Genomic DNA, 18558 nt, shown 5'->3' with positions numbered 1-18558 from the left:
TGAGCGCAACACATGCTGCTTTTTCTGGCCGATTTTCTGGCGCAATTCCAGAGTGCCTTCAATGTCTTCAATTACCTGACCCTGCGCATGATCCTGGGCACGTTGACGGCGCTGCTGCTGTGCCTGTTCTTGGGGCCATGGATGATTCGCCGCCTGGTCGAGCGCCAGATCGGCCAGGCGGTACGCGACGATGGCCCCCAGTCGCATCTTTCCAAGGCCGGCACGCCGACCATGGGCGGCGCCATGATCCTCGTGTCGATGGCGGTCAGCACCCTGCTGTGGGGCGATCTCGCCAACCACTACGTGTGGATCGTGCTGGCGGTGACGCTGGGCTTCGGTGCCATCGGCTGGGTCGATGACTATCGCAAGGTGGTGGAGAAGAACCCGCGCGGTCTGCCGGCCCGCTGGAAGTATTTCTGGCAGTCGCTGATCGGTGGCCTGGCCGCCGTGCTGCTTTACGTCACCGCCGCTTCGCCGGTGGAGACCAGCCTGATCGTGCCCCTGTTCAAGGAGTTCGTGCTGCCGCTCGGCGTCTTCTACGTCGTGCTCACCTACCTGGTGATCGTGGGCAGCTCCAATGCCGTCAATCTGACCGACGGTCTCGATGGCCTGGCCATCATGCCTACCGTGATGGTGGCCATGGGGCTTGCCGTATTCGCCTATGCCAGCGGCAACGCCGTCTTTGCCGACTACCTGCAGATTCCCAACATCCCTGGCGCGGGCGAGTTGGCCGTGTTCTGTGCCACCATTGCCGGCGCCGGCCTGGGCTTTCTGTGGTTCAATACCTATCCGGCCCAGGTCTTCATGGGGGATGTCGGAGCGCTGGCCCTGGGGGCGGCCCTGGGCGTGGTGGCGGTGATCGTGCGTCAGGAGATCGTGCTCTTCGTGATGGGAGGCATTTTCGTCATGGAAACCGTCTCGGTGATCTTGCAGGTGGGCTCCTACAAGCTCACCGGTCGGCGCATCTTCCGCATGGCCCCGCTGCACCACCACTACGAGCTCAAGGGCTGGCCGGAGCCGCGGGTCATCGTGCGCTTCTGGATCATCACCGTGGTGCTGGTGCTGGTCGGCCTGGCCACCCTCAAGGTGCGCTGATGCAGTCCGATGGCTCGAACGAGGCAGGAGGCATGGTCGCGATACCCGAGGGCGTCACCCTGGTGGTGGGCCTGGGAATGTCCGGCCAGGCCATCTGTCGCCACCTGGCGCGCCGCGGCGTGCCCTTCGTGGTCGCCGACACGCGTCGGGAACCGCCGGGGCTGGCGGTGTTTCGTGAGGCCCATCCCGGGGTTGCGGTTCACTGCGGTCCATTGACGTCGCTCGACCTTTCCCGGGTCGAGGAAGTGGTGCTGAGCCCCGGAGTCGACCCGGCGACGCCAGGACTCGAGAGGCTGGCCACGCAGCGGCGCCCGGCCACCGGAGAGACGCGCCTGGTGGGCGAGATCGCGCTTTTCGCGCGTGCCTGCACGGCGCCGGTTGCCGCCATCACCGGTTCCAATGCCAAGTCCACCGTCACCACTCTGCTCGGCGAGATGGCACGAGAGGCAGGCGTGCGCGTGGCGGTGGGAGGCAACCTGGGTACGCCGGCGCTCGATCTATTGGCCGATCAGCCCGATGCGGAGCTCTACGTACTCGAGCTTTCCAGCTTCCAGCTCGAAACGACGCCCTGGCTGGGTGCCGAAACGGTGGCCTTCCTCAACCTTTCCGAGGACCACCTCGATCGCCATGGCGACATGCTCGGCTACCGTGACGCCAAGCGCGCCATCTTTCGCGGTGCACGTCACGCCGTGGTCAACGCCGAGGATCCGCTCACCTGGCCCGAGACGTCGTTGCCCGCCATGGATCGCTTCACCTCCGTCACCCCGGGTCCGGGGGAGTGGGGCATCGCTCGGCGCGACGGCGAAGACTGGCTGATGCATGACGAAGTGCCGTTGATGCCTGCGCGGGCGCTGCGCCTGGCGGGGCGGCACAATCAGGCCAATGCCTTGGCGGCACTCGCCATGGGCACGCGGCTGGGGCTGCCGCTCGGCGTCATGACCGCAGTGCTCGAGCGGTTTCCTGGCCTGCCGCACCGCGGCGAGACGGTGGCGATGTGCGATGGCGTGCGCTGGATCAACGACTCCAAGGGTACCAACGTGGGGGCCACGCTGGCGGCCATCGCCGGGCTGGGGCCGACGTTGGAGGGGCGCCTGATACTGCTCGCCGGCGGGATCGGCAAGGGTGCCGATTTTGCGCCGCTTGGCGAGCCGCTGGCGCGTTACGGGCGCGAGGCGATTCTTTTCGGTGCCGACGCCGAACGTCTGGAGGAGGCTCTCCATGAACGAGTGACGGTGACCCGCGTCGCCGACCTCGCAGCTGCCATGGAGAGGGCGCGAGACATCGCCGAGCCTGGCGACTGCGTGCTGCTATCGCCGGCCTGCGCCAGCCAGGATCAGTTCGCCGATTACCAGGCCCGCGGCGAAGCCTTCCGCGACTGGCTCGAACGGCAACGGCGGGAGATGACGCATGGCGGCTGAGCGCAGTCATTCCAAGGGGCGAGGCGGTCGACGCTGGCGCTGGCTGCGCGAGCGGCTCTCGACACGGAACCAGCCCTGCGATGGCTGGTTGTTGCTGGCGGTATTGGCACTGATGTCGATTGGCTGGGTGATGGTCACTTCGGCTTCCACCGAAGTGGCCGCAGGACTTACCGGCAACCCTTATCACATCAGTCAACGGCATGCTGCCTTCCTGGTGGTAGCGCTGGTCGTTGCCGCCCTGATCCTGCGCGTGCCGCTGGCCTGGTGGCGTGCCAACGGTCCGCTTCTGCTGCTGGTCGGCGTCGTTCTGCTGCTGGCGGTACTCGTCGTGGGTCGTGAGGTGAACGGCAGTCGACGTTGGATATCGATTCCTGGCTTTCCCCTGAACCTGCAGGCCTCGGAGGTCGCCAAGCTGTGCCTGATCGTCTATCTGGCCGGTTACCTGGAGCGCTTCCTGCCCGACGTGCGTCGCCAGTGGGGAGCCTTTCTGCGTCCGCTGCTGGTGGTCGGCGTTTTCGGCGTATTGCTGATCCTCGAGCCCGACTATGGGGCAGTGGTGGTGATCACCGGTTGCTCGATGGGCATGCTGCTGATGGCCGGCGCGCCTTGGGGCCGATTCATCCTCATCCTTGGCGGGGCTGGCCTGCTGGGATTCTATGCCGCCATTGCCGAGCCCTATCGACTGGCCCGCTTGACCAGCTTCGTTGACCCCTGGGCGGACCAGTTCGCCAGCGGCTATCAGTTGACCCAGGCGTTGATCGCCTTCGGCCGAGGTCACTGGCTGGGTACCGGGCTTGGCAACAGCGTACAGAAACTCTACTACCTGCCCGAAGCGCACACCGATTTCGTGTTTGCCGTGCTGGCCGAGGAGCTCGGGTTGATCGGCGCCATCGCCGTGCTCGGGCTCTTTGCATTGCTCATCGTGCGCGCCCTGGCGGTGGGACGGCGTGCGGAATTGGCCGGTCTGGCCTTTGCCGCCTACATGAGCTATGGCATTGCCTTCGTGATCGCCGCGCAGGCGTTCATCAACATTGCGGTGAGCACGGGCATGTTGCCCACCAAGGGGTTGACCTTGCCTCTACTGAGCTATGGCGGCTCCAGCCTGCTGGTGAGCGCGGCGATGATGGCGATGTTGCTGCGGGCTGACATCGAAACGCGTGTCGCCGTCAAACGGTCGCGACCCACGGCCCCTCGTCACCCGCCCGCTCGCAACCCAGGAGTCCGTTCATGACCGCTTCGTCATCTCAGCGCATTCTGATCATGGCCGGTGGCACCGGCGGTCATGTGGTCCCGGCGCTGTCGCTGGCCCATGGGTTGGCCGAGCGCGGCATCGAGGTACACTGGCTGGGCAGCCCTCGCGGCCTCGAGAACCGTCTGGTGCCCGAGGCGAAGATACCGCTGCATCGCATTGCGGTGAGCGGACTGCGCGGCAACGGCCTGACGGGGTGGCTGCTGGCTCCCTTCAACCTCACGCGGGCGGTCTGGCAGGCGGTCAGCATCATTCGTCGACTCGATCCGGCACTGGTGGTGGGGCTGGGGGGCTTTGCCAGCGGCCCCGGTGGTCTGGCCGCCTGGCTGCTACGTCGTCCTCTGGTGATCCATGAACAGAATGCCGTGGCCGGCCTCACCAACCGCGTGCTGGCACGGCTGGCACGACGCGTGTACGTCGCTTTCCCCCAGGCGTTCGGCGGGCGCGGCGAGGTGATCGGCAACCCAGTGCGCACGGAGATCGCTGCGCTGGGAGAGTCGCCGAGGGCTGCGGACGCCATGGCTGGGCGACGCCTGCGGCTGCTGGTGGTGGGCGGCTCGCTGGGAGCGCTGGCGCTCAATCAGCGTGTACCGGAGGCATTGGCCCGCCTGCCCGTGGCCGAGCGACCCGAGGTTCGCCACCAGGCCGGGCGGGACAAGGAGGCGGCGACGAGCGAGCACTATCGTGCGCAGGGCGTCGAGGCGAAAGTCACCGCTTTCATCGACGACATGGCGGCGGCCTACGACTGGGCGGACCTGGTGGTGTGCCGCGCCGGCGCGCTGACCGTGGCGGAGCTCGCCGCTGCCGCCAAGCCGGCGCTGTTCGTGCCTTTCCCCCATGCCGTCGACGATCACCAGACGGCCAACGCGCAGGCGCTGGTTCAAGCCGGCGGCGCGGCGCTGATGGCGCAATCCGATATGACGGCAGCGGCGCTGGCAGAGCGCCTGGCGACGCTGCTCGACCCCGACACTCTCGCCACCATGGCCGTGCACGCGCGCGGCGGCGCCCACCTCGATGCGGTGGAGCGCCTGGTGGCCGGCTGCATGGAGACTGGTCTTGAGCGATAGTACTCCGGGACCGATTCCCGAACGGAGCATGCCGCCCCATCGCGGGCGTGGCATGGGCATGCGTCGCATCCGGCGCATTCATTTCGTGGGCATTGGCGGCGCCGGCATGTGCGGCATCGCCGAAGTGCTCGCCAACGAGGGCTATCGCGTCAGCGGCAGCGACATCAAGGCCTCGCCCGTGGTGGCGCGACTCACCGGACTGGGCATTCCGGTGGCCATCGGTCATGCCGCCGAGAACGTAGTGGATGCCGATGTGGTGGTGGTCTCGACGGCGGTGGACGATACCAACCCCGAGATTCGCTGGGCCCACGATCACCGCGTGCCGGTGGTTCGGCGAGCCGAGATGCTCGCCGAGCTGATGCGCTTCCGCCACGGCATCGCCGTGGCCGGCACGCACGGCAAGACGACCACCACCAGCCTTACCGCCACCCTGCTTGGCGAGGGCGGTCTCGACCCGACCTTCGTGATCGGCGGCAAGCTGACCAGCGCCGGTGCCAATGCGCGCCTGGGCGAGGGCGACTACCTGGTGGCGGAGGCCGACGAATCGGATGCCTCTTTTCTGCACCTGCAACCCATGGTGGCGGTGGTCACCAACATCGATGCCGACCACATGAGCACCTACGGCGGCGACTTCGAACGCCTGAAAGGCACCTTCATCGAGTTCCTGCACAACCTGCCGTTCTATGGCCTGGCGATCCTGTGCATCGACGATGATCAAGTGCGCGGCCTTCGCGAGCGGCTGCATCGGCAGTTCGTTACCTACGGCTTCAGCGAAGATGCCGACTACCGTATCAGCGATTTCGTCCAGCAGGGCGGCGAGATCCGCTTCACCGCCGAGCGCCCCGACGACCTGGCGCCGTTGCCGGTGCGCCTGTCCATGCCGGGGCGGCACAATGCCCTCAACGCGCTGGCGGCGATCGCCATTGCCAGCGATGCCGGTGTCGACGATGAGGCCATCCAGCGTGGCTTGGCGGGCTTTGCCGGAGTGGGAAGGCGCTTTCAGGTGCACGGCCACTTCGCGCCACCGACCGGCGAGGGCGAGGTGATGCTGGTCGACGACTATGGCCACCATCCGCGCGAGGTGGCCATGGTCATCCGTGCTGTGCGTGCCGGCTGGCCCCAGCGGCGCCTGGTGATGCTCTATCAGCCACATCGCTTCACGCGAACGCGCGATTTGTACGAGGATTTCGTTCAGGTGCTCTCCGAGGTCGACACCCTGTTGCTGTTGGACGTCTACAGTGCTGGCGAGGCGCCGATTCCCGGTGCGGACGCGCGAGCATTGGCCGGGTCGATCCGACAGCGTGGAGGGGTCGATCCGCTCTTCGTGCAGGACACGTCGGAGTTGCCGGCATTGCTGGCGCGGGTGTTGCGGGATGGCGATATCCTGATCACTCAGGGCGCCGGTGACGTGGGGGGCATCTCTCAATGGCTGGCGGAAAGCCGCCTACAGTTCGGTGAGGTGACGCCATGACAGCAATCTATGGACGCGTCGCCGTCCTCTACGGGGGTAGCTCGGCGGAGCGCGAAGTGTCGTTGAAGAGTGGTGGGGCGGTGCTGGCGGCGCTCGAACGTCAGGGCATCGACGCCATCGGTTACGATCCCGCGGAAGGGGGGCTGTCCGGCCTGGAAGCCCTGGCCCCGGATCGAGTCTTCGTCGCCCTGCACGGCCGTGGCGGCGAGGACGGTACCTTGCAGGGCGCTCTGGAACTGTTGGGCATTCCCTACACCGGAAGCGGGGTGCTGGCCTCGGCGCTGGGCATGGACAAGCAGCGCACCAAGTTCGTCTGGCAGGCATTGGGACTGCCCACCCCGGCATCGCGGTTGCTCGAGGCCGACGCCGACTGGGATGGCGTGGTGGCCGAGCTCGGTTTGCCGCTGATCGTCAAGCCGGTGCATGAGGGGTCGACGCTGGGTATCAGCATCGTCGATGGCCGCGATGCGTTGGCCGCCGCCTACCGGGAAGCGGCACGTTTCGATGCGCGGGTGATGGCCGAGCGTTTCATTGTTGGCGAGGAATACACCGTGTCGTTGCTCGGTGACGTCATCCTGCCGGCCATACGCGTCGAAGTGCCCGGTGGCTTCTACGACTACGAGGCCAAGTACGTCTCCAACGATACGCTCTACCATCTGCCCTGTGGGCTGTCGGCGACCGATGAAGCGGCCTTGGGAGCGCTGTGCCGCGACGCCTTCGAGGCCATCGGTGGACAGGGCTGGGGGCGGGTCGATGTGATGCGCGATGCACGGGGCGGCTTCTGGCTGCTGGAGGTCAATACCGTGCCGGGCATGACCGACCATAGCCTGGTGCCCCAAGCGGCGGCCCATGCCGGGCTCGATTTCGATGCGCTGGTCCTGCGCATCCTGGATACCACCCTGGGTTTGCCGGATCGATGAGATTGCGAGGTTCGCTGCTGGGCGTGGTGCTGTTGCTGCTGGTGCTGGGCGCCGGTGGGCGTGCGCTGTGGCTATGGCTCGACCGCCCCATCGAGCGAGTCTCGATCCGCGGCGAGTTGACCCATGTCACCGCCGACTATCTGCGCCGTCAATTGGCACCGCTGGTCGATGACCGAACCTGGCTGTCGATTTCCCTGCCCGAGCTGCGGCGGCAGGCCCGTGAGATCGGCTGGCTCGCCGAGGTGCGGGTGTCGCGAGAGTGGCCCTATGGGCTGGCCTTCGAATTGGTCGAACAGCAGCCGGTGGCGCGATGGAACGACGACCTCCTGCTCAACCCCCAGGGCGAACCGTTCGACCCCGAGCCGGTAGTTCCTGCTGCAGACCTGCCTGACCTAGCCGGACCGAGCGGAAGCAGCGCCGAGGTTTTGGCCTATCATGAACGCCTGAGCGGACGCTTTTCCGAGCTGGGGTTGAGTATCAGCCAACTGCGTCTCGAAGAACGCGGGGCCTGGCGTCTTCAGCTCGATGATCGGATCTGGGTGATGCTGGGCCGTAATGATCGCGATGCCAGACTGGGACGACTCGCCGCTGCTTGGCGGCGGCAGCTGGGAAGCGCGATGTCGCAAATTCGCTACATCGACCTGCGCTATCCCAACGGGGTTGCGGTAGCCTGGCACGGCGAAACGGATAGCGATCGGGCGATGCTTCCTTCACGCGAAAGGGAGTGATTTTTCCCGGATCGCCCCGCCAGACGGCGGGTTCGGGTGTTTCTTTTAGCGAGATTTCCCCGTATCGTGATGGCTCTTTTTAGCATTGGGCTGGTGATTTAACGTCTGTTGTTTCTATAATGGACCTAATGGTCATTTCAGCGATAATGGAAATCCCCTGCGGGTCAAGTTCTAGGAGTGTCCCCGGCACATGGCAGTTACCTCCAACGCATCCAACATGGTAGTCGGGCTGGATATCGGAACATCCAAGGTGGTGGCTATCGTGGGCCAACCGACCGATGATGGCGGTATCGAGATTGCCGGCATCGGCTCCCACCCCTCGCGCGGCATGAAGAAGGGCGTGGTGATCAACATCGAATCGACCGTGCAATCGATCCAGCGTGCCGTTGAAGAAGCCGAACTGATGGCCGGGTGCGATATCCATTCCGTCTATGTCGGCGTGGCGGGCAGCCATATCAGTTCCATGAATTCCGATGGCGTCGTGGCCATCAAGGACCGAGAAGTCACTCCCTCCGACATCGAGCGCGTCATCGACTCGGCGCGCGCCAGGGCCATCTCGGAAGGACAGCGCGTATTGCACGTGCTTCCTCAGGAGTTTTCCATCGATACCCAGGGTGGGATACGCGAGCCGCTGGGCATGTCGGGCGTGCGTCTCGAGGCGCGTGTCCATCTGGTGACTGCGGCGCTCAATGCCGTGCAGAACATCGATAAGTGCGTGCGGCGCTGTGGTCTGGAAGTCGATGCGGTCATCCTGGAGCAGCTCGCTTCGAGCATGTCGGTACTCACCGAAGACGAACGCGAGCTGGGCGTTTGCATGGTGGACATCGGCGGAGGGACCACCGACATTGCCGTCTTCACCGAGGGGGCGATCCGCCATACGGCAGTGATCCCCATTGCCGGCGATCAGGTCACCAACGACATTGCCATGGCGCTGCGCACGCCGACCCAGTACGCCGAAGAGATCAAGGTCAAGTACGCTTGCGCGCTGACTCAGCTCGCTGCCAGCGATGAAATGATCAAAGTGCCGAGCGTCGGCGACCGGCCGGCCCGCGATCTGTCTCGCCAGGCCCTGGCCGAGGTGGTCGAGCCGCGCTACGAGGAACTGTTCACGTTGATCCGCGATGAGCTCCGGCGCAGCGGCTTCGAGGATCTGGTCGCTGCCGGTGTCGTCCTGACCGGTGGCACTTCACGCATGGAAGGGGTGGTGGAGCTGGCGGAGGAGATTTTCCACATGCCCGTCCGCATCGCTTCGCCGCACAACGTGCGTGGGCTGGCCGACGTGGTGCGCAACCCGATTTATTCCACCGGCGTCGGTTTGCTACATTACGCCTTACAGCAAGAGGGTCGGCACGGGGCAGGCCGCCAGGGCAGGGTGGTGACGGCGCAACCCAGGCGTGAAGACGTCTCCCGGCGTGGCACGAAGGAAGGGATTCCGGCGCTGGCAAAGATCAAGGGCTGGTTGAAAGGAAATTTCTGACAGGGCCGCGGCGCGGTCCAGGAGACGGGGCTTATGTTCGAACTGGTAGATAGCGCACCCTCGAGCAGTGCGGTCATCAAGGTAGTCGGCGTGGGCGGTGGCGGTGGCAATGCCGTCAATCACATGGTCGAAAGTTGCATCGAAGGCGTCGAGTTCATCTGCGCCAACACCGATGCCCAGGCGCTCAAGCGCGTGGCGGCCAAGACCGTCCTTCAGCTCGGCAACGACATCACCAAGGGACTTGGCGCTGGCGCCAATCCCGACGTGGGGCGTCAGGCGGCGATGGAGGATCGCGAACGCATCGCCGAACTGATCAGCGGTGCCGACATGGTGTTCATCACCGCCGGCATGGGCGGCGGCACCGGCACGGGCGGCGCCCCGGTGGTGGCTCAAGTGGCCAAGGAGCTGGGGATTCTCACCGTCGCAGTGGTCACGCGACCGTTCCCGTTCGAAGGCCCCAAGCGCATGCGCGTGGCCGAAGAGGGCATGAAGGAGCTCTCCGAGCACGTCGACTCCCTGATCACCATTCCCAACGAGAAGCTGCTATCGGTACTGGGCAAGAACGCCAGTCTGCTCAATGCCTTCAGCGCTGCCAACGACGTGCTGCTCGGTGCCGTCCAGGGCATCGCCGAACTGATCACCAGCCCAGGCATCATCAACGTCGACTTTGCCGACGTGCGTACCGTGATGTCCGAGATGGGCATGGCGATGATGGGAACAGGCGGTGCCACTGGCGAGAATCGTGCCCGGGAGGCGGCCGAGAAGGCCATCCGTAGCCCGCTTCTGGAAGACATCGACCTGCACGGCGCGCGCGGCATCCTGGTCAACATCACTGCCGGCCCGGATCTTTCCATCGGCGAGTTCAATGACGTGGGTGCCACCGTTCAGGAGTTTGCGTCACAGGATGCGACCATCGTGGTCGGCACTTCCATCGACATGGAGATGACCGACGAACTGCGGGTCACCGTCGTGGCGGCGGGCCTCGAGGGGCGTCAGCAAAAGGCGACCGGGCGTGAATCCACCCAGCGCGTCGAGGGGCGCGACTACCGCAAGCCCCAGCCGCAACCCGCGGCGATGCGCCAGCAGGCGACGGCAGCCAAGGCCGAACCTCAGGAGGCTCCCAAGCCGCAGGCCGAAAAGCGCCGCTCGCCACAGGAGCTCGATGACTATCTCGACATCCCGGCCTTCCTGCGGCGACAGGCCGATTGAGGGCGACTATCGTTCGATTAGGCGGGCCAGGCGATGTTTTTTTGTTGAAACGCGCGTTCGGTGTTATAGTGAACGGCGTTTGATAACTTACAACGGCCTGGCTTCTGCCCATGATCAGACAACGCACCCTGCAAAACATCATCCGTGCCACCGGCGTCGGCCTACATTCCGGCAAGAAGGTCTATCTGGCGCTGCGGCCGGCACCGGTCAACACTGGCATCGTCTTCGTGCGCACCGACCTCGAGCCCGAAGTCCAGTTGCCGGCGGACGCGGCCCTGGTGACCGATACCACGCTATGCACGGCGTTGTCCCGTGATGGGGTCAAGGTCGCGACGGTGGAGCACTTGATGTCGGCCCTTGCCGGGCTCGGCATCGACAATGCCTACGTGGACGTCAGTGCGCCGGAAGTGCCGATCATGGATGGCAGCGCAGCTCCCTTCGTGTTCCTGATCCAGTCGGCTGGCATTGCCGAGCAGGCTGCGCCGAAGCAGTTCATCCGCATCAAGCGTGAGGTGGTGGTGCGAGACGAGGACAAGGAGGCCAGGTTCCTGCCCCATCAGGGGTTCAAGGTTTCCTTTACGATCGACTTCGACCATCCCGTGTTCGAAGAGCAGAAGCAGACGGCCGTTGTGGATTTCTCGACCACGTCCTTCGTCAAGGAAGTCGCGCGGGCACGCACTTTCGGCTTCATGCGCGACCTCGAGTATCTGCGGGCCAACAACCTGGCATTGGGTGGCAGCCTGGACAATGCCATCGTGGTCGACGATTACCGTATCGTGAACGAAGGTGGCTTGCGGTACGACGACGAATTCGTCAAGCACAAGGTGCTCGATGCCATCGGCGATCTGTATCAGCTCGGCTACAGCCTGATCGGGGAATTCCGTGGCATCAAGTCGGGGCATGCTCTCAACAATCAACTGTGCCGGGCCCTGCTCGATCAGCCCGATGCCTATGAGATCGTGACCTTCGAGAACGAGCGCCAGTTGGCTCCCATCTCTTATGCGGCGCCTGCCATGGCCTGACGCCCTGCCAGCGTGTCTTCAAGCTCCTCTCGACGCCCCGCTTGCGGGGCGTCGGTCGTGTAGTGGCTCAGCGAAACCAGGCTTTCATCGTGTCGGTAATGCTGCGCAGTTCTTCGGGCGAGGTGACATAGGCCGGCATGGTGTACAGCCAGCGGCCGATGGGGCGAAGCCACACGCCCTGGCTGCGCGCCCAGTCGCCCACGCCGGTGAGTTCCTCGGCCGCTCGGGTCTCGATCACGGCGGTGGCGCCGAGCACTCGCACATCGACCACCGCCGGATGCGCGCGCAGGTCCGTGTCTTCCAGCAACTCATGGCTGAGCACGCGATTGAGCGCAGCGATCCTGCCCAGGTAATCCTCCTCCTCGAACACTGCCAGGCTCTCCAGGGCCACCCGGCAGGCTAGCGGGTTGCCCATGAAGGTCGGCCCATGCATGAAGGCGTGATCGGGGCTGTCGCCGATGAAGGCATCGTGCACCCGGTCCGTGGCCAACGTGGCCGCATGGCCGAGATAGCCGCCGGTGAGTCCCTTGGAGAGCACCAGGATGTCGGGGGTGACATCGGCATGGTCGCTGGCGAACATCTTGCCAGTGCGGCCGAAACCCGTGGCCACCTCGTCGAATACCAGCAGCACGTCGAACTCGTCGCAGAGACGTCGCGCTCCCTGCAGATAGTGGGGCGAGGTCATGTTGAGCCCGCCGGCAGCCTGCAGAAGGGGTTCCATCAGCAACGCGGCGATCTCCCCATGGTGTGTCTCCAGCACCTTGCGCAGGGCCGCCAGATCCGCCGCTACGGCCGCCGGCTCGGCATCGAAGGGCGCGCTGGGCGCCGGGGCGAAGCGGTGGCGTGGCAGATAGCCGGCGAAAAGCGCGTGCATGCCCTCTTCGGGATCGCACACCGCCATGCAGCCGGCGGTGTCGCCGTGGTAGGCCTTCATCAATGACAGCAAACGGTGTTTGCCGGATCTGCCGCGCAACTGGTGATACTGCACCGCCATCTTCATGGCGACCTCCATGCCCACGGAACCGCTGTCGGAGTAGAAGACGTGGTTCAGCCCGTCGGGGGTGATCCTCACCAGCTCCCGGGCCAGGCGGTCGGCGGGCTCGTGGCTCAGTCCGCCGAGCATGACGTGGCAGAGCTCGTCGGCTTGCCGCTGTATGGCGTGCACCAGACGCGGATGGCGGTAGCCGTGGATCATGCACCACCAGGAGCAGGTGGCGTCGAGCAGCCATTCGCCGCTGTCGAGTTGGAAGTAAGGCCCCTCGCCACCGACTACCTTGGGCGCCGGCCGCTGGGTCTTCAGGTGGGCATAGGGGTGCCAGATGGGCGAGAGATGCCCCATGGATGAAGAGTGAGGCTCCATGGCAGAGGGATTCCGGGCGGACGAGTTCATCGAAGCCTCCTGGATACTACGGGCAGGAAAGACGGCACGAGGCGGGGAGACAGATACGCGACAACGCCGTGGGCTACGAGAGGACGGCAGTGCGTCAAGGGCATTCGGGGGACGATCGAATGGTGCGGATGGGGAGACTTGAACCCTCGTGCTATCCGCTCAGTTTCTATAGTTGAATCAATGCGTTGTGATTTCATAACGTTGGGCTTGTTGCGTCTGGGGACTGAGTTGGGGACTGGCTACAGGTCGAGCAGCTTCTCGACAGCCTGGTGGATGTCCGGGCCGTCCGCGTGGATCCACTTGCCGTAGCGCTGCTGGATCATCTGGATGCTGCTGTGCCCGACGTGGTCGGCGATCCAGTGGATGGGGACCAGTCCGGTGGAGAGCATCTGGCTGATGAACGTGTGCCGGGCGTTGCCGGGGCCTCGATACCTCACGCCGGCGCGCTCCAGGTGGCCACGCCAGAATTTCTCACGGATCGAGAGATCTCCCGAGAAGGGGCGGCCGTGGTCGTTGAGGAATACCGGCCGAACCTTGCGCTTGCGGGTGGTGCGGTTGTCGCGGTCGCGGATCTCCACAGTGATTGGCGCCAGGTGCCCAGTGATGGCGTGCTGCTCGAGCAGCGCCTCGCGGGCCGGCTTCAGCAGCCGGTGTCGACGGCTCGAGCGCTTCGTTTTTGTCACTTTCCAGCTGCCTTCGACCAGGGCGTGGCGGTAGCGGATCATTCCGGTCTCGAGATCCTCGACGTCCTCCCAGCACAGGGCAATCGCCTCGCTGAGCCGCGGACCATCCCATAACGCAAAGCGCATCAGGTTCATCGGCTGCGGTCGATGTGTTGGCGTGCTGGTGATCTTCTCGATCTCGGCCAGGGTGAACGGGTCGGGATCCTGGGCGTCGGGCAGGCGCACGACGATGCCGGCGGCCGGGTTGTAGGTCGCCTTCACGCTGGCAACGTAGAGCTCCATCACCTGCGAGAAGATGGCCACCACCTCTTTGATGGTCTTGCTGGCCAGGTAGTTGAGCTCGTCGGCGATCCAGTCGCGGATCTCGACGTGTTCGATGGCGTGGATCTGGCGGTGACCCCATTTGGGTTCGAGGTGCTTGCGCGCCTTGTTTCGGTAGCTGCGGATAGACGAGGCGGCGACCTCGCGCTCCTTGCTCTTGAGCCAGGCCTCGAGATAGTGCCCGAAGGTGTTGCGGGCCACGCGCTTGGAGTTGGGAAAGTGACGGGCGTAGTCGAAGGTGCCGGATGAGAGCTCGTAATCGAGTACCTGGGCGAAGGCCTTGGCGCGCTCGCGGTTCTCCGGCGTATCCGGCCCGAACGGCTCGCGGCACTTCTCGCCCTGGTGCTGGAAATAGACGCGGAGCTTGCCGCGGTGAACCTCGAATCCTGCCATGACGCCCTCCTGGAAGAAGCGCGCTTCAGTCTACGGAAAAACACGAGTGAACACGACAGCACACGAAAGGTTGACGGCATTTATACCGTTATCTATGGCCCGAGCGCGCGCCGCCCTGGGCGGGCGGCGATGAATCAGGCGGGTTGGCGTTGGGTTCGGTACCGCCAGCGCCCGAAGCGTTGCTGAATCGCGCGGAACGTGGCGGCGGCTTGCGGGTTGTGGTCCAGCTCGGCTCGACTTTCGATGCCGCAGGCGGAACAGAGCCAGTCGCGGGCGTCCTGCTCGCTGTGGGTGCCGTCGGGCAGGGCGGTTTCCGTCATGCCGAGCTTGTAGCGCTTGCGGCGGTCCAAGTAGATGCGGAACGCCGCATCTTGGCAGAGCATGGCGGCTTGGCGGGCGAGGCGGCCGCCCCTTGGGGCTTCCTGTTCCTGGGGCTGGGTCATGACGACTCACCTCCTGTTGTGACGACGCGGCGCCAAGCGTTCTTAGCGACCTTGGTGACCTGGTTGTAGTCGCCAATCTGGCTGTCATAGGCGGCCACCAGGTTGTCGCCGGCGTCGCGCAACGTCTTTTCTCGCTCCTCGGCTCTGGCTGTTGGCTCGAGCACGCCCATACGTACCAGCAGAGCGGTATCGTGGCGGGTGGCGGTACGCCAGTGGCGGCCGTTGTCATGGTGAGCGCCGCCATGGGGACGCTTAGCGGTGCGCTGCACTTCGAACTGGATGACCGGGCGGCCGAACCGCCCGACGCTGATGCGAACTTGCCCAGTTGGCTCGTCGATGAAGTGCCACGGTGGTGTGTGCATCACTCCGCCTCCCCGAGCCGACGCCAGTAGGAGCGCTGCTTGCCGGTGCGGCCGACCTGGCTGTGGTCCATTGGCGGTACCGCGAGGGCCTGCTCGAGCGTCATGCCCTCGGTCTCCATCAGGTGGCGAATGCGCTTGGGGTCGCGGCCGGCGTCCCGGCAGCGCTGCCAGAAGGTGGGCTGTGTCGCCCCGCCAGTGCGGCGGGGCTTCTGGTCGATCAGGGTGATGTTGCGATCGCGCTGGGTGATCATCATCCGGCTGCCTCCTTTGTAGCTCTCTCTGCCTGCGCGTACTCGGTTGCGATGTCTTCGATGAGCTCGAGAGCGATCTCATCGAACCGCCGATCCAGGCACCTGACCATACGGTCGCGGATTTCGTAGGCGGTGCGCCTGGCGACTGTGGCGGCGAATCGTTGTTCTTCCTCTCGGCTCATCGCCTGGGCGATCTGAACAGCGGCTTCGCCTCTCACCACCAGGCCATGGCCGAAATCGACCGAGGGCTCTTGGCTGGTTTCAGGGATGCGTCCGGCAGCGAAGGCATCGACGGCGGGGCATTCGGGCGCGTGGTGCTGGCCTGGCTGGGAGTTGCAGGCGGTGCAACCCTCCCGGCCCCGGCCGGTGCGGTCGTGCTCGATTGCCTTGGCCCTGTCGGCTGTTCGCCAGTCTGGCCACTTTCGCTGTTCGTTCTTGGTCAGCTTCGCATCAAGTCCGGCGGCGACCTGCTCGGGCGAGTGGCCGGCGCGCCAGGCGCCGTCGAGTGCCAGCAACACGACGTCAATCCATTCCTCGAGATCTTCTGGCGACGCCTCGATTTCGCGCAGCTCCTTGCGAATGTGATCAATGACGCCTTGATGTCGGCTGCCCGGCCCAAACGTCTCGAGCGAAAAGGCCACCTGCCGATGCATGTGCGCTACTAGGTCGCGGCTTGGGACTGCGAGCTGGTCGCACGCGCTCTTCAGCTCGCGGATATACGTCTGCGCCTCGTCCAGCTCTCGCTCCAAGGCGGTGACCGTATCGGCAGGCGCTTCGCGCAGGGCCAGGTTGGCGATCTCGATGGCAGCGCCCAGGTTGGTGACCTGGGACATGCTGCGGATCACCGACCGAAGGTGCCGGTTGTCGGCTGCCAGGGCGCCTCGCTCTGCTTCCGCCTTTTCTCGCATCCAGGCCTGATCGTTCTCGACACACACCGGACAGCCAACGGTCTCTGGCTTGTCGTCTGACGCACGGTGCGTTTCGACCTCGCCGCAGCCGTCGCAGAGCCAGCATCCTTCACGTTCCATTGGGTTCACGGCCATCACGCACTCCTCCCATAGGCCTCGAGAGCTTGTTTCAGGCCCTCCTGGTTTCCGAACTCGGCGATGTTTTTGCGAATGTCGCTCGGCGACATCCACAGGAAGTCGACATCGCCCTCGTCGTAGGTCACTTCGACCCGGGCGGCTTCGGCGCCGCGCCTGGCACGGCGCGGGTTGAACTCCACGAAGCGGAACGCGGGCAGGAAGGGGCCGCTCTCGGCGGCGGTGATGGGTGTGACGTTGTTCATGGCGCTATCTCCTCGATTCCGTCGACCAGCTGCTCAAAAACTCCGGCCATGCGGCAGCTGGGGAAGGTGACTTCTATGGTTTGGTCGCTGACGCGCTTGAGCTGGCTCATGCCGAGCAGGACGTCGCGCCACCGGGCGTTGCGTTGGTAGGCCTGGCGCAGGTGCTCGAGCTCGTCGGCGGCTTCTAGCACCTCGGCCAGGTGATGCTGGTGGCCAAGGCGGCGCAGGCGGTCGAGGTCGGTGCTCATGCCTGTGGCTCCGGATCGATGGGATCTCTCATCCAGTCGATGGCCTGATGAGTGGTCCAGTCCTCGGGAAAAACCGCAAACTTGCCATTCTTGGCTACCGTCCGGTCCATTTGAGCGATTTGCAGTTGCTCCCCTTCCGATACCTGGATGCAGATAGGCTCATCGCGGCTGTCGTGCCATTGGTTGCCGATCTTGACTCTCATGCCTCCGGCTCCTTTTCCTGTTGCGCGAGCGTCTTGGCGGCCTTGCCGATGGCGCCGACGAGGATCTTGCGGCGGGTTCCTTGGCCTTCTTCGCCGCGAATATCGGCGAGAGTGGCGAGCATCTCGGTTTCAGCGCTGACCGGGTCGCTCTCGACCCGACAGGCAAGGACGTTGCGCAGGTCGGCGGCGGGCAGGTTGGCGTACATGTCCGCGCTGCCCGGGCCTTGGGGGCTTCGGGTTTCGTCCTCGGCGATGGCCTTGGCCGCCTTGCGAAGGGTGGTTGCGGCAAGCTGACGACGCTGGGCCTGGCCCTCTTTCCCCTTCAGGCGCTCGAGCAGGCGCAGGGCGGTGTGGGCGGTGCCTATCGGGTTGCTTTGCAGGTCGTATGACAGCGAGGTACGGGCATCGCTGACACTGGTGCTGATCAGTGCGCTGACGGTGTGCATGGATCAGGCCTCCTTCTCGTCGGGGCGGGCGACCTTTCCGCAGAAGGGGCAGTATTTCGCCGCTATTCGAGTGTCGATCTTCTGCTTCTTCATGCCGCCGCCGCTTTTCTTCGGCACTTGCACTTCGCCCTTGTATTCGATGAAGAAGGGCGCCGTGAGCTGGCTTCCGGACAGGGCGAAGCCATATCCCTGAAGTTTCGCGTCGTAGTCCTGGAACCCTTCGGGAAGCGTCTTCTCGACGTGATCGCGGATTGCGGTTTCGATTTCGGCTCTGCATTCGCACTGCATGTCGTTCTCCTGGTTGTCGCGCGGCCGACGCCATTGGCCGCAGGGTTTTCCCGATGAGCGGTTGTCAGTTGCGGCTGGCTTCCTCAGCGAATTCAACGGCGACTGGGAAGTCCTCGAACATCGTCGCGATGCCCTGCTCGGCTTTTTTCAAGTCGGTGTTCTCGAAGCCCCGCTCGGCAGCGTTCCAGCCTTCGTCGCTGTCGCTGAAGCCAATAGCGAATGAGCAGACACCGAGGTTTTTGGGCTTCACGTAGAAGCGAACCTCTGGGCTGCCGTCGTCGTCAGCAGAGTCGAGCTTGACGAGGATTTGGCCGTAGGCCGGTGACTGAAAAATCTTGGCGAACATGGTGGTTCTCCTGGTGGCGGTCAGCGACGGTGCTTGCCTTTCTGCTCGCGAATCCCCTGGCACTCGATGCAGGTGGTGGCCCAGGGCGCGGCCTGGCGGCGGGCGGCGGGGATCGGGTCGCCGCAGTCCTCGCAGTCGGCGGCGGCCATGTCGAAACCGATCCAGCGCGGGCGGTTGGCCAGGGCGCCCTCGAGGCGTTTCTCCATCAGCTCGGTGGCGATGTCGGCGTTGTCGGCCATG

Annotated in this window: 23 protein-coding genes; 10 read left to right on the top strand and 13 right to left on the bottom strand. The window is 64.9% G+C overall.

Going from position 1 to position 18558, the window contains the following annotated elements; genetic code table 11:
* Positions 1-12 precede the first annotated feature (12 nt).
* The 10 genes from mraY (at position 13) to lpxC (ending at position 11656) form a co-directional block, all read left to right on the top strand.
* Positions 13-1095, top strand: coding sequence for a phospho-N-acetylmuramoyl-pentapeptide-transferase (mraY, locus tag BLP96_RS11660; protein WP_089686355.1), 1083 nt, complete (start codon positions 13-15; stop codon positions 1093-1095).
* Between the two features lie 32 nt (positions 1096-1127).
* Entirely contained in the window at positions 1128-2513 is a 1386-nt protein-coding gene (murD, locus tag BLP96_RS11655) for a UDP-N-acetylmuramoyl-L-alanine--D-glutamate ligase (RefSeq protein ID WP_089686584.1), read from the top strand.
* Positions 2503-3744 (top strand): putative lipid II flippase FtsW, encoded by a 1242-nt coding sequence (gene ftsW, locus BLP96_RS11650; protein ID WP_089686353.1) that lies wholly within the window; start codon positions 2503-2505, stop codon positions 3742-3744. Before murD ends, ftsW begins: the two co-directional genes overlap by 11 nt.
* Positions 3741-4829, top strand: coding sequence for an undecaprenyldiphospho-muramoylpentapeptide beta-N-acetylglucosaminyltransferase (gene murG / locus BLP96_RS11645; protein WP_089686351.1), 1089 nt, complete (start codon positions 3741-3743; stop codon positions 4827-4829). The genes ftsW and murG overlap by 4 nt, the downstream gene beginning before the upstream one ends.
* A 28-nt stretch (positions 4830-4857) precedes the next feature.
* A complete protein-coding gene (murC, locus tag BLP96_RS11640; protein ID WP_089686349.1) occupies positions 4858-6300 on the top strand; it encodes a UDP-N-acetylmuramate--L-alanine ligase in 1443 nt (480 codons plus the stop codon).
* The gene (locus tag BLP96_RS11635) at positions 6297-7220 is read left to right on the top strand and encodes a D-alanine--D-alanine ligase (RefSeq protein WP_089686347.1); all 924 of its coding nucleotides are present in this window, start codon (positions 6297-6299) and stop codon (positions 7218-7220) included. The genes murC and BLP96_RS11635 overlap by 4 nt, the downstream gene beginning before the upstream one ends.
* Entirely contained in the window at positions 7217-7948 is a 732-nt protein-coding gene (locus BLP96_RS11630) for a cell division protein FtsQ/DivIB (protein ID WP_089686345.1), read from the top strand. The genes BLP96_RS11635 and BLP96_RS11630 overlap by 4 nt, the downstream gene beginning before the upstream one ends.
* Positions 7949-8138: 190 nt before the next feature.
* Positions 8139-9425: a cell division protein FtsA gene (gene ftsA, locus BLP96_RS11625; RefSeq protein WP_089686343.1), complete on the top strand. Its 1287-nt coding sequence runs from the start codon at positions 8139-8141 to the stop codon at positions 9423-9425.
* Positions 9426-9458: 33 nt separating this feature from the next.
* Complete coding sequence (gene ftsZ / locus BLP96_RS11620; protein WP_089686341.1) at positions 9459-10634, top strand: cell division protein FtsZ; 1176 nt, start codon at positions 9459-9461, stop codon at positions 10632-10634.
* Positions 10635-10744: 110 nt separating this feature from the next.
* Positions 10745-11656, top strand: a complete 912-nt coding sequence (lpxC, locus tag BLP96_RS11615) for a UDP-3-O-acyl-N-acetylglucosamine deacetylase (protein WP_089686339.1) — start codon at positions 10745-10747, stop codon at positions 11654-11656.
* A gap of 67 nt (positions 11657-11723) precedes the next feature.
* On the opposite strand, the gene bioA is transcribed toward lpxC, so the two are convergent.
* The 13 genes from bioA to BLP96_RS11550 all read right to left on the bottom strand — a co-directional run bounded on the left by bioA (position 11724) and on the right by BLP96_RS11550 (position 18557).
* Positions 11724-12995 carry an adenosylmethionine--8-amino-7-oxononanoate transaminase gene (bioA, locus tag BLP96_RS11610; RefSeq protein WP_245682238.1) on the bottom strand — a complete coding sequence of 424 codons (1272 nt, stop codon included), beginning with the start codon at positions 12993-12995 and terminating at the stop codon, positions 11724-11726.
* Positions 12996-13285: 290 nt separating this feature from the next.
* Positions 13286-14443 (bottom strand): Arm DNA-binding domain-containing protein, encoded by a 1158-nt coding sequence (locus BLP96_RS11605; protein WP_089686335.1) that lies wholly within the window; start codon positions 14441-14443, stop codon positions 13286-13288.
* A gap of 134 nt (positions 14444-14577) precedes the next feature.
* On the bottom strand, positions 14578-14886 hold the full coding sequence (locus BLP96_RS11600) for a hypothetical protein (RefSeq protein WP_089686333.1): 309 nt from the start codon (positions 14884-14886) through the stop codon (positions 14578-14580).
* The gene (locus tag BLP96_RS11595; protein WP_089686331.1) at positions 14883-15248 is read right to left on the bottom strand and encodes a hypothetical protein; all 366 of its coding nucleotides are present in this window, start codon (positions 15246-15248) and stop codon (positions 14883-14885) included. The genes BLP96_RS11600 and BLP96_RS11595 overlap by 4 nt, the downstream gene beginning before the upstream one ends.
* A complete protein-coding gene (locus tag BLP96_RS11590; protein ID WP_089686329.1) occupies positions 15248-15502 on the bottom strand; it encodes a hypothetical protein in 255 nt (84 codons plus the stop codon). Before BLP96_RS11590 ends, BLP96_RS11595 begins: the two co-directional genes overlap by 1 nt.
* On the bottom strand, positions 15499-16542 hold the full coding sequence (locus tag BLP96_RS11585; RefSeq protein ID WP_218118606.1) for a dATP/dGTP pyrophosphohydrolase domain-containing protein: 1044 nt from the start codon (positions 16540-16542) through the stop codon (positions 15499-15501). The genes BLP96_RS11590 and BLP96_RS11585 overlap by 4 nt, the downstream gene beginning before the upstream one ends.
* Positions 16542-16787, bottom strand: coding sequence for a hypothetical protein (locus BLP96_RS11580; protein ID WP_089686327.1), 246 nt, complete (start codon positions 16785-16787; stop codon positions 16542-16544). Before BLP96_RS11580 ends, BLP96_RS11585 begins: the two co-directional genes overlap by 1 nt.
* Complete coding sequence (locus BLP96_RS11575) at positions 16784-17035, bottom strand: hypothetical protein (RefSeq protein WP_089686326.1); 252 nt, start codon at positions 17033-17035, stop codon at positions 16784-16786. The genes BLP96_RS11580 and BLP96_RS11575 overlap by 4 nt, the downstream gene beginning before the upstream one ends.
* Positions 17032-17238 (bottom strand): hypothetical protein, encoded by a 207-nt coding sequence (locus BLP96_RS11570; protein ID WP_089686324.1) that lies wholly within the window; start codon positions 17236-17238, stop codon positions 17032-17034. Before BLP96_RS11570 ends, BLP96_RS11575 begins: the two co-directional genes overlap by 4 nt.
* Positions 17235-17684 (bottom strand): hypothetical protein, encoded by a 450-nt coding sequence (locus BLP96_RS11565; protein ID WP_089686322.1) that lies wholly within the window; start codon positions 17682-17684, stop codon positions 17235-17237. Before BLP96_RS11565 ends, BLP96_RS11570 begins: the two co-directional genes overlap by 4 nt.
* 3 nt (positions 17685-17687) lie before the next feature.
* Positions 17688-17972, bottom strand: a complete 285-nt coding sequence (locus tag BLP96_RS11560; protein WP_089686320.1) for a hypothetical protein — start codon at positions 17970-17972, stop codon at positions 17688-17690.
* Positions 17973-18036: 64 nt separating this feature from the next.
* A complete protein-coding gene (locus BLP96_RS11555; protein WP_089686318.1) occupies positions 18037-18318 on the bottom strand; it encodes a hypothetical protein in 282 nt (93 codons plus the stop codon).
* A 20-nt stretch (positions 18319-18338) separates the two neighbouring features.
* Entirely contained in the window at positions 18339-18557 is a 219-nt protein-coding gene (locus tag BLP96_RS11550; protein WP_089686316.1) for a TraR/DksA family transcriptional regulator, read from the bottom strand.
* Position 18558: the final 1 nt, after the last annotated feature.

The organism is Billgrantia gudaonensis (assembly GCF_900100195.1).
Taxonomy (GTDB): Bacteria; Pseudomonadota; Gammaproteobacteria; order Pseudomonadales; family Halomonadaceae; genus Halomonas; species Halomonas gudaonensis.
Note: the sequence above shows the minus strand (reverse complement) of the source record. Positions and strands in the feature narration are given on the sequence as shown.

Excerpts from the sequence above, each read along its gene's own strand:
- BLP96_RS11555 (WP_089686318.1), bottom strand. The coding sequence starts at position 18,318 with ATGTTCGCCAAGATTTTTCAGTCACCGGCCTACGGCCAAATCCTCGTC.
- BLP96_RS11600 (WP_089686333.1), bottom strand. The coding sequence starts at position 14,886 with ATGACCCAGCCCCAGGAACAGGAAGCCCCAAGGGGCGGCCGCCTCGCC.
- murG (WP_089686351.1), top strand. The coding sequence starts at position 3,741 with ATGACCGCTTCGTCATCTCAGCGCATTCTGATCATGGCCGGTGGCACC.
- BLP96_RS11635 (WP_089686347.1), top strand. The coding sequence starts at position 6,297 with ATGACAGCAATCTATGGACGCGTCGCCGTCCTCTACGGGGGTAGCTCG.
- BLP96_RS11570 (WP_089686324.1), bottom strand. The coding sequence starts at position 17,238 with ATGAGAGTCAAGATCGGCAACCAATGGCACGACAGCCGCGATGAGCCT.
- BLP96_RS11575 (WP_089686326.1), bottom strand. The coding sequence starts at position 17,035 with ATGAGCACCGACCTCGACCGCCTGCGCCGCCTTGGCCACCAGCATCAC.
- mraY (WP_089686355.1), top strand. The coding sequence starts at position 13 with ATGCTGCTTTTTCTGGCCGATTTTCTGGCGCAATTCCAGAGTGCCTTC.
- BLP96_RS11605 (WP_089686335.1), bottom strand. The coding sequence starts at position 14,443 with ATGGCAGGATTCGAGGTTCACCGCGGCAAGCTCCGCGTCTATTTCCAG.
- BLP96_RS11580 (WP_089686327.1), bottom strand. The coding sequence starts at position 16,787 with ATGAACAACGTCACACCCATCACCGCCGCCGAGAGCGGCCCCTTCCTG.
- lpxC (WP_089686339.1), top strand. The coding sequence starts at position 10,745 with ATGATCAGACAACGCACCCTGCAAAACATCATCCGTGCCACCGGCGTC.
- BLP96_RS11590 (WP_089686329.1), bottom strand. The coding sequence starts at position 15,502 with ATGATGATCACCCAGCGCGATCGCAACATCACCCTGATCGACCAGAAG.
- murD (WP_089686584.1), top strand. The coding sequence starts at position 1,128 with ATGGTCGCGATACCCGAGGGCGTCACCCTGGTGGTGGGCCTGGGAATG.
- BLP96_RS11560 (WP_089686320.1), bottom strand. The coding sequence starts at position 17,972 with ATGCAGTGCGAATGCAGAGCCGAAATCGAAACCGCAATCCGCGATCAC.
- BLP96_RS11585 (WP_218118606.1), bottom strand. The coding sequence starts at position 16,542 with ATGGCCGTGAACCCAATGGAACGTGAAGGATGCTGGCTCTGCGACGGC.
- BLP96_RS11550 (WP_089686316.1), bottom strand. The coding sequence starts at position 18,557 with ATGGCCGACAACGCCGACATCGCCACCGAGCTGATGGAGAAACGCCTC.
- BLP96_RS11630 (WP_089686345.1), top strand. The coding sequence starts at position 7,217 with ATGAGATTGCGAGGTTCGCTGCTGGGCGTGGTGCTGTTGCTGCTGGTG.
- ftsZ (WP_089686341.1), top strand. The coding sequence starts at position 9,459 with ATGTTCGAACTGGTAGATAGCGCACCCTCGAGCAGTGCGGTCATCAAG.
- BLP96_RS11565 (WP_089686322.1), bottom strand. The coding sequence starts at position 17,684 with ATGCACACCGTCAGCGCACTGATCAGCACCAGTGTCAGCGATGCCCGT.
- bioA (WP_245682238.1), bottom strand. The coding sequence starts at position 12,995 with ATGGGGCATCTCTCGCCCATCTGGCACCCCTATGCCCACCTGAAGACC.
- ftsA (WP_089686343.1), top strand. The coding sequence starts at position 8,139 with ATGGCAGTTACCTCCAACGCATCCAACATGGTAGTCGGGCTGGATATC.
- BLP96_RS11595 (WP_089686331.1), bottom strand. The coding sequence starts at position 15,248 with ATGCACACACCACCGTGGCACTTCATCGACGAGCCAACTGGGCAAGTT.
- murC (WP_089686349.1), top strand. The coding sequence starts at position 4,858 with ATGCCGCCCCATCGCGGGCGTGGCATGGGCATGCGTCGCATCCGGCGC.
- ftsW (WP_089686353.1), top strand. The coding sequence starts at position 2,503 with ATGGCGGCTGAGCGCAGTCATTCCAAGGGGCGAGGCGGTCGACGCTGG.